Below are 20,004 nucleotides of genomic sequence, written 5' to 3'. Positions count from 1 at the left end.
CGCCACGCTCGACCCGCCAGGCGTATCAGGATAGTGTAGAGGCATACCGATAATCTGTTCATTCACCTGTCACGGACCGAACGCTACTATGACTGAAAATACGCCTTATCAGCAGCTTACCCGCACCTTTCAGCGCCTGTCGCGCTTTTCGCATCTCTCCGCCATCGCCGGCTGGGATATGTTCGCCATGATGCCTCCGGGCGGTAGCGCCGCCCGCGGCGAAGCGCTGGCGGAACTCGGCGTGCTACAGCATCAGATCCTGACCGATAAAAAAGTGGGCCAATGGCTGCAGGCGGCCCGCCAGCAGGATCTCAACGACCTCGAACAGGCCAACCTGCGGGAAATGCAGCGCCAGTACGATCAGGCGGCGCTGCTGCCGGAGAGCCTGGTGGAGGCCAAATCGCTGGCCGGTAGCCGTTGCGAACATGCCTGGCGCAGTCAGCGGCCGGCTAATGACTGGGCTGGCTTTGCCGATAATTTGCGCGAGGTGGTCAGGCTGAGCCGCGAGGAAGCGCAGATCCGCGCCGACGCCCGGGGCGGCTCACGCTATGACGCGCTGCTGGATATTTTCGAACCGGATATGACCAGCGCCCGGCTGGACAGCCTGTTTGCCGATCTCAAGTCCTGGCTGCCTTCCCTGCTGCGACAAGCGGTCGATAAGCAGGCGACGCGAACCTTGATCGCCCCGCAGGGGCCGTTCCCGATCCCTGAGCAGCGCGAACTGGGTCTGCAGGCGATGCGCATCCTCGGCTTTGACTTTGACGGCGGGCGTCTGGACATCAGCGCCCACCCGTTTTGCGGCGGCGTCCCTCAGGATGTGCGCATCACCACCCGCTACAACGAAAACGACCTGCTCAGCGCTCTGTTCGGCGTGATCCACGAGACCGGCCACGCCCGCTATGAGCAGAATCTGCCTCGCCCGTGGGTCGACCAGCCGGTAGGACTGGCCCGCTCTACTGCTATCCATGAGTCGCAGAGCCTGTTCTTCGAAATGCAGCTGGGACGCAGCGAGCGCTTCCTGAAACGCCTGCTGCCGGCGGTGCGCGAACGCTTTGGCGATCGGCCGGCCTTTAGCGAGGAGAATTTCATCGCCTGGAACCAGCGGGTGAAACCAGGCTTTATTCGCGTTGATGCCGATGAGGTCAGCTATCCGGCGCATGTGATCCTGCGCTATGAAATTGAACGCGCGCTGATCGACGGCGAGATAGAGGTGGAAGATATTCCGTCGCTGTGGGATGAGAAAATGCAGCACTGGCTGGGACTGTCGACCACCGGCAACTACCGGGACGGCTGTATGCAGGATATTCACTGGACCGACGGCGGCTTCGGCTACTTCCCTTCCTACACGCTGGGGGCGATGTATGCCGCGCAGCTGATGGCCGCCGCCCGTCGCGCGCTGCCGACGTTAGACCGCGATATCGCGGAAGGGGATTTCAGCGCCCTTTTTGACTGGCTGCGGCAGAATATCTGGCAGCATGGCAGCCGCTTCACCACCTCGCAGCTGATCCAGCAGGCCACCGGCGAGGATCTTAACAGCCGCTACTTCCGCGACCACCTTACCGCCCGCTATCTGTGATCGTCCGCGCCGGGCTGCCCGGCGCCTCCTTCCACTCCCCGCCTTGTACATTCGGTTACACGCCGATACCAAACACTCACGGAAAGCCCGAAAAGACAAGCATATAGTGATTTCACCGGCCCCGCAGTGGGGTTGAAATTAAGAAAACTTTTCGAGGATATCAGAATGAAAAAAGTATTAGCTCTGGTCGTTGCCGCTGCTATGGGTCTCTCTTCCGCCGCTTTCGCTGCTGACGCAGTAAGCACCACTCAGGCGCCAGCTGCTACCCACAGAACTGCTGCCAAGACCACCCATCACAAAAAACACCATAAAGCCGCGGCCAAACCAGCTGCAGAGCAGAAAGCTCAGGCTGCCAAAAAACACAAGAAAGCAGAAGCTAAACCAGCCGCTGCCCAGAAAGCCCAGGCCGCGAAAAAGCACCACAAAGCTGCCGCTAAACCGGTAGCCCAGAAAGCTCAGGCAGCGAAAAAACACCACAAAACCACCAAACACCAGGCCGCTAAACCTGCTGCACAGCCGGCAGCCTAATTCCTCCCGGTGAACCAACCTTCTTAAATAATCGGCGCTGCTTCAGCGCCGTTTTTTCTGGAGAGCACTATGCTGCGGCGTTATCGTTTTGAGCTCATCCTGATCCTGTTAATCATTTGCGCAGTGGTTGCGACCCGCTTTTTCCTCTATTAATCATTTCGTCTTCTCTCCCGTTTTGCCGCCTGGCTCAGACTTCCCGCAAGGTGAAGGTCGCGCGAATATTGTTGCCCACCCTTATCACTCTCTTTTACCCTGCCGCTGCCAGCGGCGCAAATCATGCCCGGCGCCCGAAGACGCCAGACACGTTAGCAATAAACCATCGCGCGCCTGGCCCCCACGCGGCGGCCAGACTCATCACAACGCACGTACCGCTTCCATCACCAGATAGCCGGTTGCGCCCCAGATGGCCACCGAGACCAGGGAAACATAGACCAGTGCGCGAATACCTTTTTTAGACATATACCCTCCGAACGCCGGGGAAATAGAATTCAGGCTATCATCGCCGGTATTACCTCTCTATTTACTCAACGGCCGGGTGACGGTAACAACGTTTTCGGTGAGAAAATGTTTCGCATTGAAAATAATTACGTGAGGCGTAAAGAAGTGCGAATTCTGGTGAAGATCTGGCGGGTAAAAGTATTATTTTTGCGCATCATACTGCCAAACCAGGAATAACCTCAAAGAGGTATTGCTGCATTATTCGCCAATTTCAGTACGTTCTGATACACGAATGTGCTTGCGCCAGACCGTGCTTTCTGCGGAAATAGCAGCAGAAGGTTAATGGTATTAACCGATTGAAATCAGAAGGTTTTGCCCGCGCCAGAGCCCGTCGCGCGCAGATGAGACATGCCGTTTGGCCTGATTAGAATTATTGTTTACTTTCAAAAACTTAAATCTCCTGCTACTGTCAATAGACATCATAGCCTCCCCCAGAGAGTGATATGCGTAGAGACGTTCTGTTATTACTGTGTTCATTTTATCTGTTACCTCTGGGCGCACATGCCGAAGATAGCGGACTGAGCGCCAAAGATATTAAGACGTTGTTTTTCGGCCACGATGAGCGTAAAGCGGTGAGCCGCCCGGAGGAGAGTCCGTGGGACGCGATTGGCCAGCTGGAGACCGCCAGCGGCAATCTGTGCACGGCGACGCTCATCTCCCCCAACCTGGCGCTGACCGCGGGCCACTGCCTGTTAACGCCCCCGCGCGGCAAGCCGGACAAAGCGGTCGCTCTGCGCTTTATTTCCCGCAAGGGTAACTGGGTGTATGAGATCCACGGCATTGACGGACGCGTGGATCCCGAATTAGGCAAGCGTCTGAAAGCCGACGGTGACGGCTGGATCGTTCCCTCCGCCGCGGCGCCCTCGGATTTTGGCCTGATCGTGCTGCGCTATGCTCCCTCGGGCATCACGCCGATCCCGCTCTTCCCCGGCAGTAAGGCCGAGTTAACCGCCGCGCTGAAGGCGGCGGACCGGAAAGTGACCCAGTCAGGTTATCCTGAAGATCATCTGGACAATCTTTACAGCCATCAGGATTGCATCGTCACCGGCTGGGCGCAAAACAGCGTCCTGTCGCACCAGTGTGACACCCTGCCCGGCGACAGCGGCTCGCCGCTGCTGCTGAAAACCGCGGACGGCTGGCAAGTGATCGCCGTGCAAAGTTCGGCTCCCGGCCCGCAGGATCGCTGGCGGGCGGACAACCGCGCCATCGCGGTGACCGGCTTTCGCGATAAGCTGGAGGCGCTGGCCGGAGAGTAATTACTCCTGCTGCTGACGCCGCTGCAGCAGGTCGGCGATCGGCATCGGTTTACTGAAGTAAAAGCCCTGTAGCCGGTCGCAGCCGGCCCGCCGCAGCAGCGCCAGCTGTTGCGGATCTTCAACCCCCTCCGCCACGACCGTCATCCCCAGCGCGCGGGCGATGCGCACCGTGCCGCGCACCATCTCCGCCGCCTGCGCATCGCAATCCACCCGCCCGGCGAGGGATTTGTCAATCTTCAGGCTGTCAAAGCGAAAGCGGCGTAAATAGCCGATGCTGGAGTAACCGGTGCCAAAATCGTCCAGCGCCACGGCGATGCCCTGGGCCTTCAGATTCTCCACCACCGCCTGCGAACGTTCCGGATTTTCCAGCACATAACTCTCCGTCACCTCCACCTGCAGGCGCGACGGCGGAAAGCGGCAGGCAGCGACCGTTTCCATCACCCGGCTTTCAAACGCCGGATCGCGAAATTGCGCCGGCGAGATGTTCACCGACAGCAGCAGATCGCCCACCGGCTGCAGGTCGCTGCAGGCGCGTTGCAGGACGAACTGGCCGAGGGTGTCAATCAGGCCGCTACTCTCGGCAATGGCGATAAACGCATCCGGCGCCAGCGCACCCTGCGGGCGACGCGGCCAGCGCAGCAGCGCTTCAACGCCGGTCATCGCCAGCGTATCGGCATCGACCACCGGCTGATACCAGACCTCAAATTCATCCTGCTCCAGCCCCTGACGGATGCCATTCTCAATCATCAGCTGATGACGTCGCACGGCATCCAGCGCATCGTCATACCAGGCCGTCCGCCCCTTGCCGCTCTTCTTGGCGTGGTACATGGCGATATCCGCCCGGCGAAACAGTTCGGTACTGGAGCATTCCGCCGGAGTACCGCTGGCGATGCCGATGCTGGCGCCGATATAAATTGTGCGTTTGCTCAGCGCCACCGGCGCTTTAAGCAGCTCCAGCGCCGCCCACGCAAACGCCGCGGCCCGGTCGATCGCCTGTTCGCCGCTCACCGCCATGGCGAACTCATCCCCGCCCATTCTTGCCAGCATGGCCCCCGCCGGCACCCGTTTTTGCAGCGCGCTGGCGATATGGCGGATCAGAGTGTCGCCCACATCGTGGCCATAGTTATCATTCACATCCTTAAAACCGTCCAGATCGATAAACACCACGCACTGCATATCGTGCTTACTCGTGTCGCACACCTGGCTGAGCCGCAGCAGCAGCGCACGCCGGTTGGGCAGGCGGCTAAGCCAGTCAATCAGGGCGATCTCCCGCGCCTGACGTTCGCCGCGGGCCAGCTTATACATGCCGAGGCTGCTGAACAGAATAAACAGCAGGATCAGGCTGGCGGCCACCCCGGCGATGAGCCGCATACTGCCTGACGAGGCCAGGGCCGCTTCGGCGCCGGGCAGACGCGGCTGCCACGCCAGATAGCCCAGAACCTCGCCTCCCTGCGTGCGCAGCGGGATCCGGTGTTCGCCTGGGCCGTCGCTGAGATGCAGATGGCTTATCTGGAAGGTGTCGCCTAAACGCTCCAGCAGCTGAGGGCTGATGTGCCGGGTAATGACCAGATAGCGTCGGGTCTCGTCAGCCACCTGCAGCCGGCCGCTCGTCGGCCGTATCAGGCCGATGCCGACGAAAGCGATCCCGGCCTCGGTACGTGTGATGCCGGCGAAGGCGTTTTTCCCCTCGCGCAGAGCCTGTGCATGATAGCGGATCAGGCTGGTCAGCCCGGCGCCGAGAAATGAGAGGTCTGCCCGGGGCATAACCTGACTCTGAAAGGCGCCCCACAGGATGTGATAATGTTCATCAAGGACAAAGGTGCCGTCATACAGGTTGTTGATTTTGAAGCCGGATCCCCAGGAGTCGTACAGCCATTTTTGATCCAGGCTGGGAGCGTAAGTCTGGGTCACCGCATCGTCCCAGATGGCATTGTCCAGCACCAGCGACAGCACCCGGTTGACCGAGGTCTGCACCGCCCCTTCCACCGACAGGACCGAGCGCTGCTGATCAATTTCATTGGATTTGCTGGCAATGAGGTGTTGCGAGAGGTAAAGCAGGGAGATCACCGACGCGGTGAGGCCGAGCCCGGCGAGAAAAATCATTATTGACAACGTCCTGGCGGAAGGAATTTTCCGCCAGCCGAAAGCTGTGAGCATGCGCAGTCCTCATCGTCACCGGGCACAATACCTGCGGGGCCGGTCTTGAGTAAGCATACTACAGCGAACCCGTTTTGCCGCCGGGGTTTGCAGGCGGCGCGACGTCAGGCGAGTTTAATTAACACCATGCCGGCAACCAGCAGGATGACACCCGCCCAGCCTTTGTTATTCAGGCGCTGGCCAAACAGCACCCAGCCGGCGGCGATGGTCGCCGCGATACCGAAGCCGCCCCACAGCGCATAGGCGACCGACAGATCGATGCCTTTCACCGCCTGCGACAGGGCGCTGAACGCGCCCAGCACCGCCGCCAGCGACAGAATGCCATAGACCTTGCGGCGGAAACCGTCGGAAAACTTCAAAAAGACGTTGGCAATAATTTCCAGAACAATGGCGATAGCCAGCCAGATGGCGTGGATCCACTCAAACTGCTGCATGTGCCACCTCCTGCTTCGACGACGCTTTTTTCTGGGTGCCGGACTTAATTAAGACGATCCCCACCACCAGGGTGGTCAGACCGGCTATTTTCAGCAGCGACAGGCTTTCATCAAACAACAGTACGCTGAACAGGGTGATCAGCAGAATACCAATTCCTTCCCATAACGCGTAGGCCACGCCGAGGGCAATTTTTTTAACCGCAAAGGCGAGAAAAATATATGACAGGGCAATCATGGCCAGCATTAAAATAAAGCCGGTATGCCCACCGCTAATGCTTGCCCATTTCATCGACAAGGTGCCGGTAATTTCAGCAATAATCGCTAAAGCTAATAAAATCCAATAAAACATGATCCCTTCTCCTGCTTGAGAATATAATCCATTACCGTTTACGCGACACGTAAACAGGAAAATTTCTGACGTAGATTTCGCTGTGCGCTTGGCGCCAGCTCAGGCAGAAAGAAGGTGACTATAGCGCCGAATGCCAGTGCTGTTCGCCGGCAAAACGGGAAAAAGTGAGGGATACTGCGGGGTGATTTAAAATATACATCCTGAACTGATTGTCCATAAAATTACAATTATCCGCGGTGTTGCTTCTCGTCCGGTGCGGATGAAAATTGTCCTCAGTAGTTAAACACAGGTAGATTTGTAGCATAGTGCTACATTTTATTCAAAGACTTTGCAATTCTTTACGCCGCGGTTTTGCTGCAATGCGTTTTTTCTGAAAAAAAACGTCATTATGCTAATGTAACGCAACCTGTTAACAGGCAAGGAAGATTGAGGACGGGATCCTATGGCTAAACCTATTATTACACTTAACGGATTAAAGATGGTCATCATGCTGGGCATGCTGGTGATCATCCTGACCGGCATTCGCTTTGCGGCAGACATTATTGTCCCGTTTATACTCGCGCTTTTTCTGGCGGTGATTATTAATCCGCTGGTCCAGCTGCTGGTCCGCTGCCGGGTGCCACGCGTGCTGGCGATCTCATTGCTGATCGGCCTTATCGTCATGTTAGCCGTTGTGCTGCTGGCCTCGCTGGGAACCTCGCTTAACGAGCTGGCGCGCACCCTGCCGCAGTACCGCAACTATCTCTACGAACCGATGCAAACCATCGCTCCCTGGCTGCAGCGCCTGGGCTTTACCGTCTCGGTGGTGGAGCTAAACAAATACATCGACCCCAACGCCGTGATGACCCTGGTCACCGGTCTGCTCACTCAGCTGTCGAACGCCATGTCCTCGATTTTTCTGCTGCTGCTGACGGTGGTGTTTATGCTGCTGGAGGTTCCGCAACTGCCCGCCAAACTGCAGCAGCTGATGTCCCGCCCGGTAGAAGGCATGGGGGCCATTCAGCGCGCCATCGACAGCGTGTCGCATTATCTGGTGCTGAAGACCGCGATTAGCCTGGTCACCGGGCTGGTGGTCTGGGGCATGCTGGTTCTGCTGGACGTGCGTTTCGCCTTTATGTGGGGGCTGCTGGCCTTCGCGCTGAACTATATTCCCAATATTGGCTCCGTGCTGGCGGCCATCCCGCCGATCCTGCAGGTCCTGGTATTCGGCGGTCTGTACGAGGCGCTGGTGGTACTGGCCGGCTATCTGATCGTTAACCTGGTGTTCGGCAATATTCTCGAACCGCGGATCATGGGGCGCGGCCTGGGACTCTCCACCCTGGTGGTATTCCTGTCGTTGATCTTCTGGGGCTGGCTGCTGGGTCCGGTCGGTATGCTCCTGTCGGTGCCGTTGACGATCATCGTCAAAATCGCCCTCGAGCAGACCAGCGGCGGCCAGAGCATCGCATTCTTATTAAGTGATGTGAGCAAAGAGTAACCCTTCCCCGGGCCGGCGACTGGCCGGCCCCCTCTCCCTGACACCTGTGGTAGACCACTACGCCTTTCGTATTATTGATCCTCATCACAAAGGGCCAATCACAATTGTTACTCTCAGGCTAACGATTGGCCGCCGTGCTTAATTGATGCTCCGCGCCTCGCATCGCACACTACCCTCCACCAGGACAAACAAAACGATTTGTCGAATCAGGAGGTTAATAATGAATGCCGAACAAACGACGGGGCGGGTCTGGAACCGTCGCCGGACGGAAAAGCAGCGGCGGCTGGCCGAGGCCAACATCCCCGGCAAAGTCATCCCCACTGACCAGCTGGTCAGCGTACTGGAAAACCTGATCGCCCCCGGCGACCGGGTGGTGCTGGAAGGCAACAACCAGAAGCAGGCCGATTTCCTCTCCCGCATGCTGGCGGAAGTCAATCCGCAGAAAATCCACGATCTGCATATGATCATGCCGAGCGTCGGGCGTAGCGAGCATCTGGACCTGTTTGAAAAAGGTATCGCCCGCAAACTCGATTTCTCCTTCTCCGGTACCCAAAGCCTGCGCATTTCGCAGCTGCTGGAAGATGGCCTGCTGGAAATCGGCGCCATTCATACCTATATCGAACTCTACTCCCGCCTGTACGTCGATCTGTCGCCCAACGTCGCGCTGATCGCCGGCTACAAAGCCGACCGTAAAGGTAACCTGTATACCGGGCCGAGTACCGAAGATACCCCGGCACTGGTGGAAGCCGCCGCCTTCCACGACGGTATTGTTATCGCCCAGGTTAACGAACTGGTGGACGACGAGTGCGATCTGCCCCGTGTCGATATTCCCGGCTCGTGGATTGATTACGTGGTGGTCGCCGACAAGCCGTTCTTTATTGAACCGCTGTTCACCCGCGACCCGCGCCTGATTAAGCAAGAACACATTCTGATGGCGATGATGGCGATCAAGGGCATCTACGCCGAGCATCAGGTGCAGTCCCTCAACCACGGGATCGGCTTCAACACCGCCGCCATCGAACTGCTGCTGCCGACTTACGGCGAACAGCTCGGTCTGAAAGGCAAAATCTGTAAACACTGGACCCTGAACCCGCATCCGACGCTGATCCCGGCGATTGAGAGCGGCTGGGTGGAGAGCGTGCACTGCTTCGGCGGCGAGCTGGGGATGGAAGAGTACATCCGCGCCCGTCCGGATATCTTCTTTACCGGCCCGGACGGCTCCATGCGCTCCAACCGCGCCTTCTGCCAGCTGGCGGGGCAGTACGCGGTGGATATGTTTATCGGTTCGACCCTGCAGGTTGATGGTCTGGCTAACTCCTCGACCGTCACCCGCGGCCGCCTTTCCGGCTTCGGCGGCGCGCCGAACATGGGCCACGATCCGCACGGCCGCCGCCACGCCACCCCTGCCTGGCTCAATATGATCACCGAGCCAGACCCCATGCAGCGCGGTAAAAAACTGGTGGTGCAGATGGTCGAAACCTTTCAGGCCGGGGTGAAGCCGACCTTTGTTGAGACCCTCGACGCGGTCGACGTCGCCAAAACCTCCGGCATGCCGCTAGCGCCGGTGATGATTTACGGCGATGACGTCACCCACGTGCTGACCGAAGAGGGTATCGCCTACCTGTATCGTGCGGAAAGCCTGGAAGAGCGCCGGGCGATGGTCGCCGCCGTGGCCGGGATCACCGACATTGGCCTCGGAGTGGACGCGAAACGCGTGGCTGCCCTGCGTCAAAGCGGCAAAGTGGTCTACCCGGAAGATCTCGGCATTCGCCGTAGCGAGGCCACCCGTTCGCTGCTGGCCGCCGGCAGCGTCGCCGACCTGGTGGAATGGTCCGACGGACTGTACAACCCACCGGCAAAATTCCGGAGCTGGTAATGAAAATTCTCTCCCCCCTGCACGCAGAAAGCCGCGTCAGCTGGCTGGCGGATACCGCCAGCGCCTGTCTGATTGACGAAGCCCGTCTGAGCCCGAAACCGGGTCTGGTTGACAGCCGCGGCAGCGGCGCGCATCAGGACCTCACGCTGGCGCTGATGGAACGCTCCGCCCGCAGCCTGCAGCCGACCTTCCACGCGCTGGCCCAGCAAAGCTGGCGGCGCCCGGCGGATATCGCGCTGCGCGAAACCGTCGGCCGCCTCGGCCGGGAAGGCGAAGCGCAGATGATGCAGGCCACCGGCGGGGTCAACACCCACCGCGGCGCCATCTGGGCGCTGGGGCTGCTGGTCAGCGCGGTAGCGATGTTGGGGGGAGCGGGTCATTCACAGGCGATCGCCGACACCGCCGCCGCCCTCGCCCGCCTGCCCGACGGCCTGGCGCCGAAAAGCTTCAGTAAAGGGCTACGCGCCAGCCGCCGCTGGCAGGTGCCGGGCGCGCGCGAAGAGGCGCAGCGCGGTTTCCCGCATATCACCGCCCTGGCGCTGCCGCAGTTACAGCAAAGCCGCGCCCGGGGCGCCAGCGAGCCGCAGGCGCAACTTGACGCGCTGATGGCCATCATGACCTCGCTGAGCGATACCTGCGTGCTGTCGCGCGCCGGCATGACCGGCCTGCAGACCATGCAGCAGGGCGCCCGCGCGGTGCTGGCGGCCGGCGGGTGCGCCAGCGTCGCCGGACGCGCCGCCCTGGCGCGGCTTGACGCGCAGATGCTGGCGCACAACGCCTCGCCGGGCGGCGCCGCCGATCTCCTTGCCGCCACCCTGTTTCTCGACCGAGTTGCCGGCTAACGCATTCAGAGGATGTTATGGAACAGATTACATTGTCATTTCCTGCCAGCCGCGCCCTCCGCGGCCGAGCGCTGGCAGGGGTTGTAGGTTCAGGCGATATGGAAGTGCTCTATACCGCCGCCGGGAGCGATACGCTCAGCGTGCAAATTACCACCTCGGTGGATAACAGCCAGGCGCGCTGGCAGGCGCTGTTCGACCGGCTGAGCCTGATCAACGGCCTGCCCGCCGGGCAGTTGGTTATTCACGATTTCGGCGCCACGCCGGGCGTCGCCCGTATTCGTATCGAACAAGTCTTTGAGGAGGCCGCTCATGCGTAACGATCGCAGCTTTATCGAACTGCGCGCTCGCGAACGCGCCCACGCACTGCTGGACGACGGCAGCTACCGCGAACTGCTGGATCCGTTTGACGGCATTATGTCGCCGTGGCTCGGCGCGCAGGGCATTGTCCCGCAGTCCGACGACGGTATGGTGGTCGCCAAAGGCACTATCAACGGCCAGCCGGCGGTGGTGATTGCCATCGAAGGCACCTTCCAGGGCGGCAGTATGGGCGAAGTCTCCGGCGCCAAAATGGCCGCCGCGCTGGAGCTGGCGGCGGAGGATAACCGCAACGGTATTCCGACGCAGGCGGTCCTGTGCCTGGAAACCGGCGGCGTCCGGCTACAGGAGGCCAACCTTGGCCTGGCCGCCATCGCCGATATTCACGCCGCGATTGTCGATCTGCGCCGCTACACCCCGGTAGTCGGCATCATCGCTGGCACCGTCGGCTGCTTCGGCGGCATGTCCATCGCCGCCGCGCTGTGCAGCTATCTCATCGTCACCCGAGAAGCCCGTCTCGGCCTCAACGGCCCGCAGGTTATCGAGCAGGAAGCCGGCATTGAAGAGTACGACTCGCGTAACCGGCCGTTTATCTGGAGCATGACCGGCGGCGAAATTCGCGCCGCCAGCGGCCTGGTCGACGCGCTGGTTAACGATGGCGTCAAGGCCGTCAAAACCGCGATGAACGAGGCGATCGCCAAAGGCGTACCGGCGCAACACCGCAGCGACAATTATGACGACTATCTGCGCCGTTTGAGCCAGTTCGACACCCGCCAGCAGGCGGATACCGCGCAGATTAAACAGCTTTTTGCCCGGGAGGAAAAATAATGAGTCAGTTCCCAAACCGCGCCGCGCTATGGCTGAACAAACTGGCGCCCGAGGCGCCGCTGATGAGCGGCCTGTGCCCTTCCGTGCAGGTGGCAGACGGCCAGCTTAATGGCGAAAAGGTGCGTTTTATCGCCGTAGTGCCTGACGCCAATAACCATTACCCGCGCGCTGCCGGTGGCGAAGTCGGTCTGCTGGAAGGCTGGACGCTGGCGAAAGTGGTCAATGAAACCATCGCCGCCGACGCCGACCAGGCCCGCAAACGGCCGATCGTCGCCGTGATCGATGTGCCGAGCCAGGCCTATGGCCGTCGCGAAGAAGCCTTTGGTATTCACCAGGCGCTGGCCGGAGCGGCAGGCGCCTACGCCAAAGCCCGTCTGGCCGGCCACCCTGTGATTGGCCTGATCGTCGGCAAAGCGATGTCCGGGGCGTTTCTGGCCCACGGCTACCAGGCCAACCGTCTGATCGCCTTTAACGACAGCGGCGTACTGGTTCACGCGATGGGTAAAGCGTCGGCCGCGCGCATTACCCTGCGCAGCGTGGAGGCGCTGGAGAAACTGGCGGCGACCATCCCGCCGATGGCCTATGACGTCAGCAACTACGCCACGCTCGGCCTGCTCTCCGCTCTGCTTGATATCAGCCATCCTGACGCCCCTGACGACCACGATCTGGCGCTGGTGAGCCACACCCTGTGCGACGCCATCGCTGACGCGCGCCAGGATCCCTCGCTGAAGTGCCGCCTGGGTGCGGAAAACCGCCGCAGCTCGCAGCGGGTCCGCGACCTGATGCGCGCCAGCTGGTAACACGTTCGTACGTAAGTAGTAGAAGAAAACCTGCCGGAAGCCGTCCCCCGGAGCGCGTCATAACCGCGCCGGGTAGGGACGGCTTTTAGAAAAAATAACAATCGCGCCAGTACTCTATTTTATTTACAGGTGATTTATGACTTATGTGATTATTCATGCTCTTGCCCCGATTTTCGTCATTATGCTGCTGGGCTTCTGGGCCGGTAAGGCCGGGATGGTAGATAACAAAAATGTCTCCCTGCTCAATATCTTTGTAATGGACTTTGCCTTACCCGCTACGCTGTTCAGCGCCACGGTACAAACGCCGTGGGCCGGTATCGTCGCCCAGTCGCCGCTGGTGCTGGTGCTCACTGGCGCGATGTGGATCACCTACGCCGGGATTTACTTCCTCGCCACCAGCGTCTTCAAACGCACCCCGCAGGATGCCGCGGTGCTGACCCTCACCGTCGCCCTGCCGAACTATGCCGCGCTGGGCCTGCCGATCCTTGGCAGCGTGCTGGGTGAAGGCGCATCGACCTCGCTGTCGGTGGCGGTCTCTATCGCCTGCGGTTCGGTACTGATGACCCCCTTCTGCCTGCTGATTCTGGAACGTGAAAAAGCCCGCGCCGCGGGGGAAACCACCGGTTCTACGCTGGCGATGCTGCCGGTGCTGATGTGGCGTTCGGTGAAAAAGCCGATCGTCTGGGGCCCGCTGCTCGGGGTGGTGCTTTCCGCTATCGGCATTAAAATGCCGGACCTGCTGCTGGCCGCCATCAAACCGCTGGGCCTGGCCGCCACCGCCGCGGCGCTGTTCCTCACCGGGGTGATCCTCTCGGCGCGTAAACTGCAGCTCAATGCGCTGATCGCCACCTCCACCATCGTGAAACTGCTGGTGCAGCCGTTTATCGCCTGGGGTCTGGTAATACTGCTGGGTCTGCACGGCGCCATCGCCATCACCGCGATCCTGATGATTGCCCTGGCCGCCGGCTTCTTCGGCGTGGTCTTCGGCAACCGCTTCGGCGTGCAGTCCCCGGATGCTGAAGCCGTGCTGCTGTTGAGCTCGGTTCTGTGTATCCTGTCGCTACCGCTGTTTATCTCTTTGACTTCAGGACTGTAAACCATGTCATCAACGCCGCGTCCCCACGATTTAGTGTGGTTAAACCACGCCAGCGCCCTGGAAGATATAGTCGAGCCGTGGGTGGCTCAGCAGTGGCGAGCCGCGCTGCCGGTGGTGGTGAGGCGCGATGTTGACGGTCAGGCCCGCATCCCGGTCGGGGTGCGGGGCATGAAGCGCGAACAGCGCGCCGCCGGCTGGGTACAGGCGCACAATATCGTGCGCAGCGTCACCCCGGAGATGCTGGTGGAGCGCGAGCGCCTGCTGGGCTCCCCTTTTGTTTCGCAGCCGCCGGTCCAGGCGGCTATCGCCCTGACGCTGGGCGACTGGCCCTGGCGCTGGGGCGTCACCGGCAGCACCGGCTACGCGCTGGCGACCGAAATCCCGGTACTCCATGCGGCAAGCGATCTGGATCTACTGATCCGCGCCCCGCAGCCGCTGGCCCGCGAGGCGCTGCTGGAATGGCAGTCCCGGGTCGCCCAGCTCCCGTGCCGCGCCGATACCCAGATCGAAACGCCATACGGCGCCTTCGCCCTCAATGAGTGGCTCCGCGATGGGCGAGCGCTGCTGAAAACGTCCCGCGGCGCGCGCTTAACCGCTGCGCCGTGGCGCAGGGAGGAATGATGAAGATTTTGTTTACTTTTCCCGGACAGGGTGCCCAGCGTCCCGGCATGCTGGCGGCTATCCCCGACCGCGAAGCGATCCTCAGCCAGGCGCGCGCCGTGCTGGGGAATGAAGTCGAGGCCCTCGATAGCGCCGGATCGCTAAAACATACCCGTGCGGTCCAGCTCTGCCTGCTGATCGCCGGGGTAGCCTGGGCGCGCGAGCTACAGCGCCAGGGCGTCAATCCGCAGATTGTCAGCGGCCTGTCCATCGGCGCCTTTCCCGCAGCGGTGATTGCCGGCGCGCTCGATTTCGCCAGCGCGCTGCGCCTGGTGGCCCTGCGCGGCGATCTTATGGAGCAGGCCTATCCCGAAGGTTACGGGCTGACGGCGATCATGGGCCTGACCCGCCCGCGGGTTGAGGCGCTGATGCAGGGTCACGAGGTCTATCTTGCCAACCTGAACGCCGAAACGCAGATCGTGATCGCCGGACGCGATGAAGCCATGGCCGAGGTGGCGCAGCTGGCGCTGCAGGCGGGCGCCAGTAAGGCGCAGCGGCTGGCGGTCAGCGTCCCGTCGCACTGCGCGCTGCTGGATAAACCCGCCGCCGCGCTGGCAACAGCCTTTGCCGACGTGACCTTAACGCGCCCGCAGTGCGCCTATTTAAGCGGCTCGACGGCGCGCGTGCTGTGGGATCCGCAGCGGATCGCCGACGATCTGGCGATGAACATGGCGCGCACCGTCCACTGGCAGGAGGCGATGATCGCCGCCGATGAGCGCGACGCGCGCTTAGCCATTGAGATGCCCCCCGGCGGGGTATTGACCTGCCTGACCCGCCAGGCGGGCTGGCGCGGAGAGACCCTTTCGCTGGAACGCAGCGGCGTGGATGTCGCCCGCCATCTGGCGCAGCGGCTTAGCGATTAAGGCTCCGGGCGTACATTCTCCCTTCCGCCGCCAGCGCCAGCAGGTCGGCATCGCGTTCGCGATGGTGTGAATAGACAATCGAGATCAGCTGGCGCATCTGGTACGGTTCCGCCAGCTTTAACAGCTGTACATCTTTTTCATAGACTTTTTTCATCCGCCCCGGCAACAGCGCAAACCCGACGCCCGCCTGCACCAGGCTAATCATCGAAAAGATGTCATTCACCCGGGTGACGATCGTCGGCTCGAAGCCAGCGATATGAAACGCTTCCCGGAACCCGGCATAGGTGGCGAACCCCTCCGCCAGCGAGACGAATTTCCGGTCGGCGTAATCGCGCAGGTCAGCAAGCTGTGTGCTATCCAGCTGCGCTGTCGCCGGGGCGGCGAGAAAGATATCGTCCTCAAACAGCGGCACCACGTCGAAAGCGGTATTGTTGAACTCCCCTTCATTGGTGGCGATCAGGATAGCGTCGAGAGCGTCATCTTCCAGCATATCCAGCAGCATCTGGTTAGAGCCCATGGTGAGATCCAGCTCCAGCTCCGGGCGACGCAGCTTCATACCCATGATAATGCGCGGGACGGTTTCCAGGGTCAGGGAATAGAGGGTGCCGATGCGCAGCCGCCCCTGGCCGACGCCGGCGACTTTGCGCGTCGCCTCAAGGCCGCGGCTCATCAGACTCATCACATCCTGACAATATTCCAGCAGCGTCCACGCCGCCTGCAGCGGCAGCAGATTGCGCCCTTTATGGACAAACAGCGGGCAGCCCACCCCCTCTTCCAGGGTATGCAGCGCGCGGTGAACGCTGACGCTGCTAAGCTTCATCGCTTCGGCGGTTCTGGCGATATTGCCCTTCGCCATAAACATCATAAAGACCGACAGCTTGCGGAAGGTGATCTCCTGGTTGATATCGTCTTGCATAGCCCTTCCACACTCCTGATTTGCTTTTCTTTTTTCAATTCAAATCAGTATATCGTTTATGACGGCAAAGTTGCAGGCAGAGAGCGGCTTAGGCCGGCAAGGAACGCAAAAAAGGGAAGACCGTGGTCTTCCCTTTTGTTCTCTATCGAGTTTGCTTTTACAGCGCCATATCGTGCTGCGGCGAGGCGTCGCGCTGCGGCTCAGCCGGCTTCGCGGTCGCGGTGGGCGCAGCCGCTGGCATCTGGATCACCGGCGGTTTCGTCAGCTGCAGGGTCGCGGCGGTATCATCCCAAACCTGCTGGGTCAGCGCCACGTTACCGTTCAGCTTCTGGCCGTAGCTCGGCACGATCTGGTGGATACGGGTCTGCCACTCCGGCGAGTTAAACTGCGTCGGGAACATCTGCTTGAGCACATTGAGGGTGATCGGCGCGGCGGTGGAAGCCCCCGGCGACGCGCCGAGCAGCGCGGAAATGGTTTTCTGCTGATCGACCACCACTTCGGTGCCCAGTTTCAGCACGCCGCCCTTCTCTGCGTCTTTCTTAATGATCTGCACGCGCTGGCCGGCCTGGATCAACTTCCAGTCCTCTTTACGCGCGTCCGGGTAGTACTCTTTCAGCGCGGCGAAGCGGTCATCATCGCTGAGCATCACCTGGCTGACGAGATATTTCACCAGGTCGAAGTTATCGAGTCCGACGTGGGTCATCGGCAGCACGTTGTCAGTGGTGGTGGTGCTCAACAGGTCGAAGAAGGAACCGTTTTTCAGGAACTTGGTCGAGAAGGTGGCGAACGGCCCAAACAGCACCACGCGCTTGCCATCCAGGTAGCGGGCGTCAAGGTGCGGTACCGACATCGGCGGCGCGCCGACCGAAGCCTGGCCATACACTTTCTCGAGGTGCTGCGCGGTGACCGCCGGGTTATCGGTCATCAGGAACGAACCGCCCACCGGGAAGCCAGCATAGTTGTCCGCTTCCGGAATACCGGTTTTCTGCAGCAGCTTCAGCGCGCCGCCGCCGGCGCCGATAAAGACGTATTTCGCGTCAATAGTCTGCGCTTCCCCGCTCTGCACGTTCTTAATGGTCACGTGCCAGGAGTTATCGGCATTGCGTTTGAAATCGGTGACCTCAGAGGAGGTTTGCAGGGTGAAATGGCTGTTTTTCTTCAGGCTGCCGATCAGCTGCCGGGTGATTTCGCCATAGTTAACGTCGGTACCTACCGGCGTCCAGGTGGCAGCGACTTTTTGCTGCGGATCGCGGCCTTCCATCACCAGCGGCGCCCACTGTTTAATTTGCGCGTGGTCGGTGGAGAATTTCATCCCCTGGAATAAGGTGGTCTGCTGCAGCGCGGTATAACGCTTCTGTAGATAGTCGACATTATCGCCCCAGACGAAACTCATATGCGGCGTGGAATTAATAAAGGAGTGCGGATCGTGCAAAATACCGCGCTTCACCTGTGCCGACCAGAACTGACGGGAGATCATAAACTGTTCGTTAATATCCAGCGCTTTGCTGACGTCAATCGATCCGTCGGCCCGCTCCGGCGTATAGTTCAGCTCCATATTCGCCGAGTGACCGGTACCGGCGTTATTCCAGCCGTTGGAAGATTCCAGGGCCACGCCGTCCAGTTTCTCCACCATCGTCAGGTCCCAGTCCGGCTGCAGCGCCTGCAGCCAGGTGCCAAGCGAGGCGCTCATGATCCCGCCGCCAATCAGCAGGAAGTCAGTTTTTTTAGAGGTATCCGCTTCAGCATGCGTCGCCGCGCTGACGAACATCGCTAATGCGGTAAAGGAAATAATCGTTTTTTTCATTGCAGGCATAATAGAATTATCACGTAGCACACGGTAATAAGAGGCAGCATATTAACGCACTTTTACTTTATTTTAAAATATCATTTACACTCTCGCATTTTTAATCAAATAATTATTTAACTTAAAAAATCAGAACGACGCAAAAAATAAAAGTCGCCGTAAAATTATCGCTGAAAATTCAGCGCGATTGCCGGGGAAAATAGAAAAGAGGGATTTCTTTAGTTAATTAAGTCCAGACGCGCACACCGTTGGTGCGCGCCTGGCGACAGGCTTAATGGGCGGGAGTGACAGCGCTGCGCTGGGCTTCGCGCAGGGCAAGACGCAGATGATCGTGATGTTTGGTCAGCAGCTCCCGCGCGTGCCAGGCGTCCAGCCCGCTAAGCAGCATCAGGATCGCGGTGCGGCAATGGTGGTGGCAGCTGGTCAGCGCGGCTTTTGCTTCGCTGCGCGTGCAGTCGGTGGCCGCCATGACAATCGCCACCTGCCGCTCCGCCCAGTGCGGAGTGTCAGCCTGCAGATCCACCCGCAGGTTGCTGTACACCCGGCCGTCACGGATAGCGAGGCCCGTCGACACCATGTTAAGGATCTGCCGCTGGGCCAGCCGGGCCTTCGGATTGGTCAAACCCGCCACCGCTTCCGGCCCGGTCTGCGGAGCAATAACAATATCCGCCAGCTGCGCCGCCTCGCTGGCCGCCTGCTGGGTCACCACCGCGATCGGGGCCCCCAGCGACCAGGCGTGGCGCATCGCCCCCCAGACCCACGGGGTCTTGCCGCTAACGGTCAGCGCCAGCAGCATATCGTGGCTGGAAAAGTCCAGCGACTGCAGCTCGAAGGCGCCAAGATCGTAATTATTCGCCGCCGTCTCCCGCTCGGCCATCGCCGCCGTCTGGCCACCGGCAATCAGCCCCACCAGCGCGTGTTTGCCTTCCGGAGAGTAGTCGCTGACCGCCTGGACTGCCGTGCGGCCTGATTCCCCGGCGCCGATAATGACCAGACGCCCTCCCCGGCTCATTGTCGCGGTGGCGATATCAATCAACCGGGCGATATCCGGCAGACAGGCGCCGACCGCATCCGATATCTGCTTATCATCCTGATGCAGCATCGCCAGCATGTCGGCGGTGGCGAGGCGATCGATGTGGGTGGTATCCGGGTGACGACGTGCCTGCATTGACGCGGTTAGCGAACTGCTCATAACAACCTCCATTTACGACAGAAAAAGCGCATCTCGGCGAAATCAGCGGCCTGATGCATATCCTTATATTCATCAGAACTATTTAAGCTCTGTCGCCACTATAAGGGGAATCTTCCGCGCTTTACCGCCGTCGGGGTCACAGTTTACCGTCCCGATCGCCCGTTCACGGGCAATTGCCGATTATCTGAGCAATCCTGTCTCAGGTCTTATCTTCGCCTTCCGCCTGCATGGCCAGCCAGAAGGATTGCTGACAGAGGTTATAAAATTGTTTGCGCATTGGCTTCACCTCCAGGCCGGCGCTATCGATAACCTGCCAGTCGATCCAGCACTCCGGGCAGGAGGCGGCATCCTGTTGCGGAAGCTCGAGCTCGTAGCGGTGCTGGATCACCACCCCGCTGCGATGCCGCCAGCGCGCGATCTCCCACTCTGCTTCCGCTTCACGGTCCTGTTCACGATGCTGCGTCAGTCGTTCAACGTGCTGTTGCCGGAGGATATCCCGGACCAGAGATGCCAGTTCCATCATGTCTGCCTTAAGCC

General features: G+C 60.3%; 20 protein-coding genes. 13 read left to right on the top strand and 7 right to left on the bottom strand.

Annotated elements, in window-relative coordinates:
- Window positions 1-88 precede the first annotated feature (88 nt).
- The 3 genes from ABLV04_RS19470 (at window position 89) to ABLV04_RS19460 (ending at window position 3,858) form a co-directional block, all read left to right on the top strand.
- Window positions 89-1,576, top strand: a complete 1,488-nt coding sequence (locus ABLV04_RS19470) for a carboxypeptidase M32 (RefSeq protein WP_023289544.1) — start codon at window positions 89-91, stop codon at window positions 1,574-1,576.
- 165 nt (window positions 1,577-1,741) lie between these two features.
- On the top strand, window positions 1,742-2,104 hold the full coding sequence (gene asr, locus ABLV04_RS19465) for an acid resistance repetitive basic protein Asr (protein ID WP_180265969.1): 363 nt from the start codon (window positions 1,742-1,744) through the stop codon (window positions 2,102-2,104).
- Window positions 2,105-3,045: 941 nt separating this feature from the next.
- Complete coding sequence (locus ABLV04_RS19460; protein ID WP_348816079.1) at window positions 3,046-3,858, top strand: serine protease; 813 nt, start codon at window positions 3,046-3,048, stop codon at window positions 3,856-3,858.
- Here ABLV04_RS19460 and ABLV04_RS19455 read toward each other — a convergent pair whose 3' ends face one another.
- Window positions 3,859-6,015, bottom strand: a complete 2,157-nt coding sequence (locus ABLV04_RS19455; RefSeq protein ID WP_180265970.1) for a bifunctional diguanylate cyclase/phosphodiesterase — start codon at window positions 6,013-6,015, stop codon at window positions 3,859-3,861.
- Here ABLV04_RS19455 and ABLV04_RS19450 point away from each other — a divergent pair.
- The gene (locus tag ABLV04_RS19450) at window positions 5,975-6,064 is read left to right on the top strand and encodes an ArsR family transcriptional regulator (protein ID WP_258315333.1); all 90 of its coding nucleotides are present in this window, start codon (window positions 5,975-5,977) and stop codon (window positions 6,062-6,064) included. The two genes, ABLV04_RS19455 and ABLV04_RS19450, sit on opposite strands and share 41 nt — an antisense overlap.
- A 55-nt stretch (window positions 6,065-6,119) precedes the next feature.
- On the opposite strand, the gene kpnF is transcribed toward ABLV04_RS19450, so the two are convergent.
- Together kpnF and kpnE are read right to left on the bottom strand one after the other, a co-directional pair.
- Window positions 6,120-6,449, bottom strand: coding sequence for a multidrug efflux SMR transporter subunit KpnF (gene kpnF, locus ABLV04_RS19445; protein WP_023289540.1), 330 nt, complete (start codon window positions 6,447-6,449; stop codon window positions 6,120-6,122).
- The gene (kpnE, locus tag ABLV04_RS19440; protein ID WP_023289539.1) at window positions 6,436-6,798 is read right to left on the bottom strand and encodes a multidrug efflux SMR transporter subunit KpnE; all 363 of its coding nucleotides are present in this window, start codon (window positions 6,796-6,798) and stop codon (window positions 6,436-6,438) included. Before kpnE ends, kpnF begins: the two co-directional genes overlap by 14 nt.
- 442 nt (window positions 6,799-7,240) lie before the next feature.
- Between kpnE and ABLV04_RS19435 the strand changes: the two genes are divergently transcribed.
- The 9 genes from ABLV04_RS19435 (at window position 7,241) to mdcH (ending at window position 15,555) form a co-directional block, all read left to right on the top strand.
- Window positions 7,241-8,275, top strand: a complete 1,035-nt coding sequence (locus tag ABLV04_RS19435; RefSeq protein WP_023289538.1) for an AI-2E family transporter — start codon at window positions 7,241-7,243, stop codon at window positions 8,273-8,275.
- Between the two features lie 220 nt (window positions 8,276-8,495).
- Complete coding sequence (mdcA, locus tag ABLV04_RS19430) at window positions 8,496-10,151, top strand: malonate decarboxylase subunit alpha (protein WP_023289537.1); 1,656 nt, start codon at window positions 8,496-8,498, stop codon at window positions 10,149-10,151.
- Entirely contained in the window at window positions 10,151-10,993 is an 843-nt protein-coding gene (locus ABLV04_RS19425; RefSeq protein ID WP_080819672.1) for a triphosphoribosyl-dephospho-CoA synthase, read from the top strand. Before mdcA ends, ABLV04_RS19425 begins: the two co-directional genes overlap by 1 nt.
- A gap of 17 nt (window positions 10,994-11,010) precedes the next feature.
- Complete coding sequence (mdcC, locus tag ABLV04_RS19420; protein ID WP_023289535.1) at window positions 11,011-11,310, top strand: malonate decarboxylase acyl carrier protein; 300 nt, start codon at window positions 11,011-11,013, stop codon at window positions 11,308-11,310.
- Window positions 11,303-12,136 (top strand): biotin-independent malonate decarboxylase subunit beta, encoded by an 834-nt coding sequence (locus ABLV04_RS19415; RefSeq protein ID WP_032452728.1) that lies wholly within the window; start codon window positions 11,303-11,305, stop codon window positions 12,134-12,136. Before mdcC ends, ABLV04_RS19415 begins: the two co-directional genes overlap by 8 nt.
- Window positions 12,136-12,936, top strand: coding sequence for a biotin-independent malonate decarboxylase subunit gamma (gene mdcE / locus ABLV04_RS19410; RefSeq protein WP_348816076.1), 801 nt, complete (start codon window positions 12,136-12,138; stop codon window positions 12,934-12,936). The genes ABLV04_RS19415 and mdcE overlap by 1 nt, the downstream gene beginning before the upstream one ends.
- A gap of 136 nt (window positions 12,937-13,072) precedes the next feature.
- Window positions 13,073-14,032, top strand: a complete 960-nt coding sequence (locus ABLV04_RS19405; protein WP_348816074.1) for an AEC family transporter — start codon at window positions 13,073-13,075, stop codon at window positions 14,030-14,032.
- 3 nt (window positions 14,033-14,035) lie between these two features.
- Entirely contained in the window at window positions 14,036-14,653 is a 618-nt protein-coding gene (locus ABLV04_RS19400) for a malonate decarboxylase holo-ACP synthase (RefSeq protein ID WP_348816072.1), read from the top strand.
- Window positions 14,653-15,555 (top strand): malonate decarboxylase subunit epsilon, encoded by a 903-nt coding sequence (gene mdcH, locus ABLV04_RS19395; protein ID WP_072420263.1) that lies wholly within the window; start codon window positions 14,653-14,655, stop codon window positions 15,553-15,555. Before ABLV04_RS19400 ends, mdcH begins: the two co-directional genes overlap by 1 nt.
- On the opposite strand, the gene ABLV04_RS19390 is transcribed toward mdcH, so the two are convergent.
- The 4 genes from ABLV04_RS19390 to ABLV04_RS19375 all read right to left on the bottom strand — a co-directional run bounded on the left by ABLV04_RS19390 (window position 15,545) and on the right by ABLV04_RS19375 (window position 19,987).
- Complete coding sequence (locus ABLV04_RS19390) at window positions 15,545-16,471, bottom strand: LysR substrate-binding domain-containing protein (RefSeq protein WP_023289529.1); 927 nt, start codon at window positions 16,469-16,471, stop codon at window positions 15,545-15,547. The two genes, mdcH and ABLV04_RS19390, sit on opposite strands and share 11 nt — an antisense overlap.
- 157 nt (window positions 16,472-16,628) lie before the next feature.
- Window positions 16,629-18,239 carry a malate dehydrogenase (quinone) gene (gene mqo / locus ABLV04_RS19385; RefSeq protein ID WP_348816153.1) on the bottom strand — a complete coding sequence of 537 codons (1,611 nt, stop codon included), beginning with the start codon at window positions 18,237-18,239 and terminating at the stop codon, window positions 16,629-16,631.
- Window positions 18,240-18,546: 307 nt separating this feature from the next.
- Window positions 18,547-19,467: an N-acetylmuramic acid 6-phosphate etherase gene (locus ABLV04_RS19380; protein ID WP_348816070.1), complete on the bottom strand. Its 921-nt coding sequence runs from the start codon at window positions 19,465-19,467 to the stop codon at window positions 18,547-18,549.
- A gap of 199 nt (window positions 19,468-19,666) precedes the next feature.
- On the bottom strand, window positions 19,667-19,987 hold the full coding sequence (locus ABLV04_RS19375; RefSeq protein ID WP_032428815.1) for a hypothetical protein: 321 nt from the start codon (window positions 19,985-19,987) through the stop codon (window positions 19,667-19,669).
- Window positions 19,988-20,004: the final 17 nt, after the last annotated feature.

The sequence above is a fragment of the Klebsiella sp. JN_Kp127 genome, from assembly GCF_040062505.1.
Lineage (GTDB): Bacteria > Pseudomonadota > Gammaproteobacteria > Enterobacterales > Enterobacteriaceae > Klebsiella > Klebsiella quasipneumoniae.
This window is presented reverse-complemented; position numbering and strand designations above follow the sequence as displayed.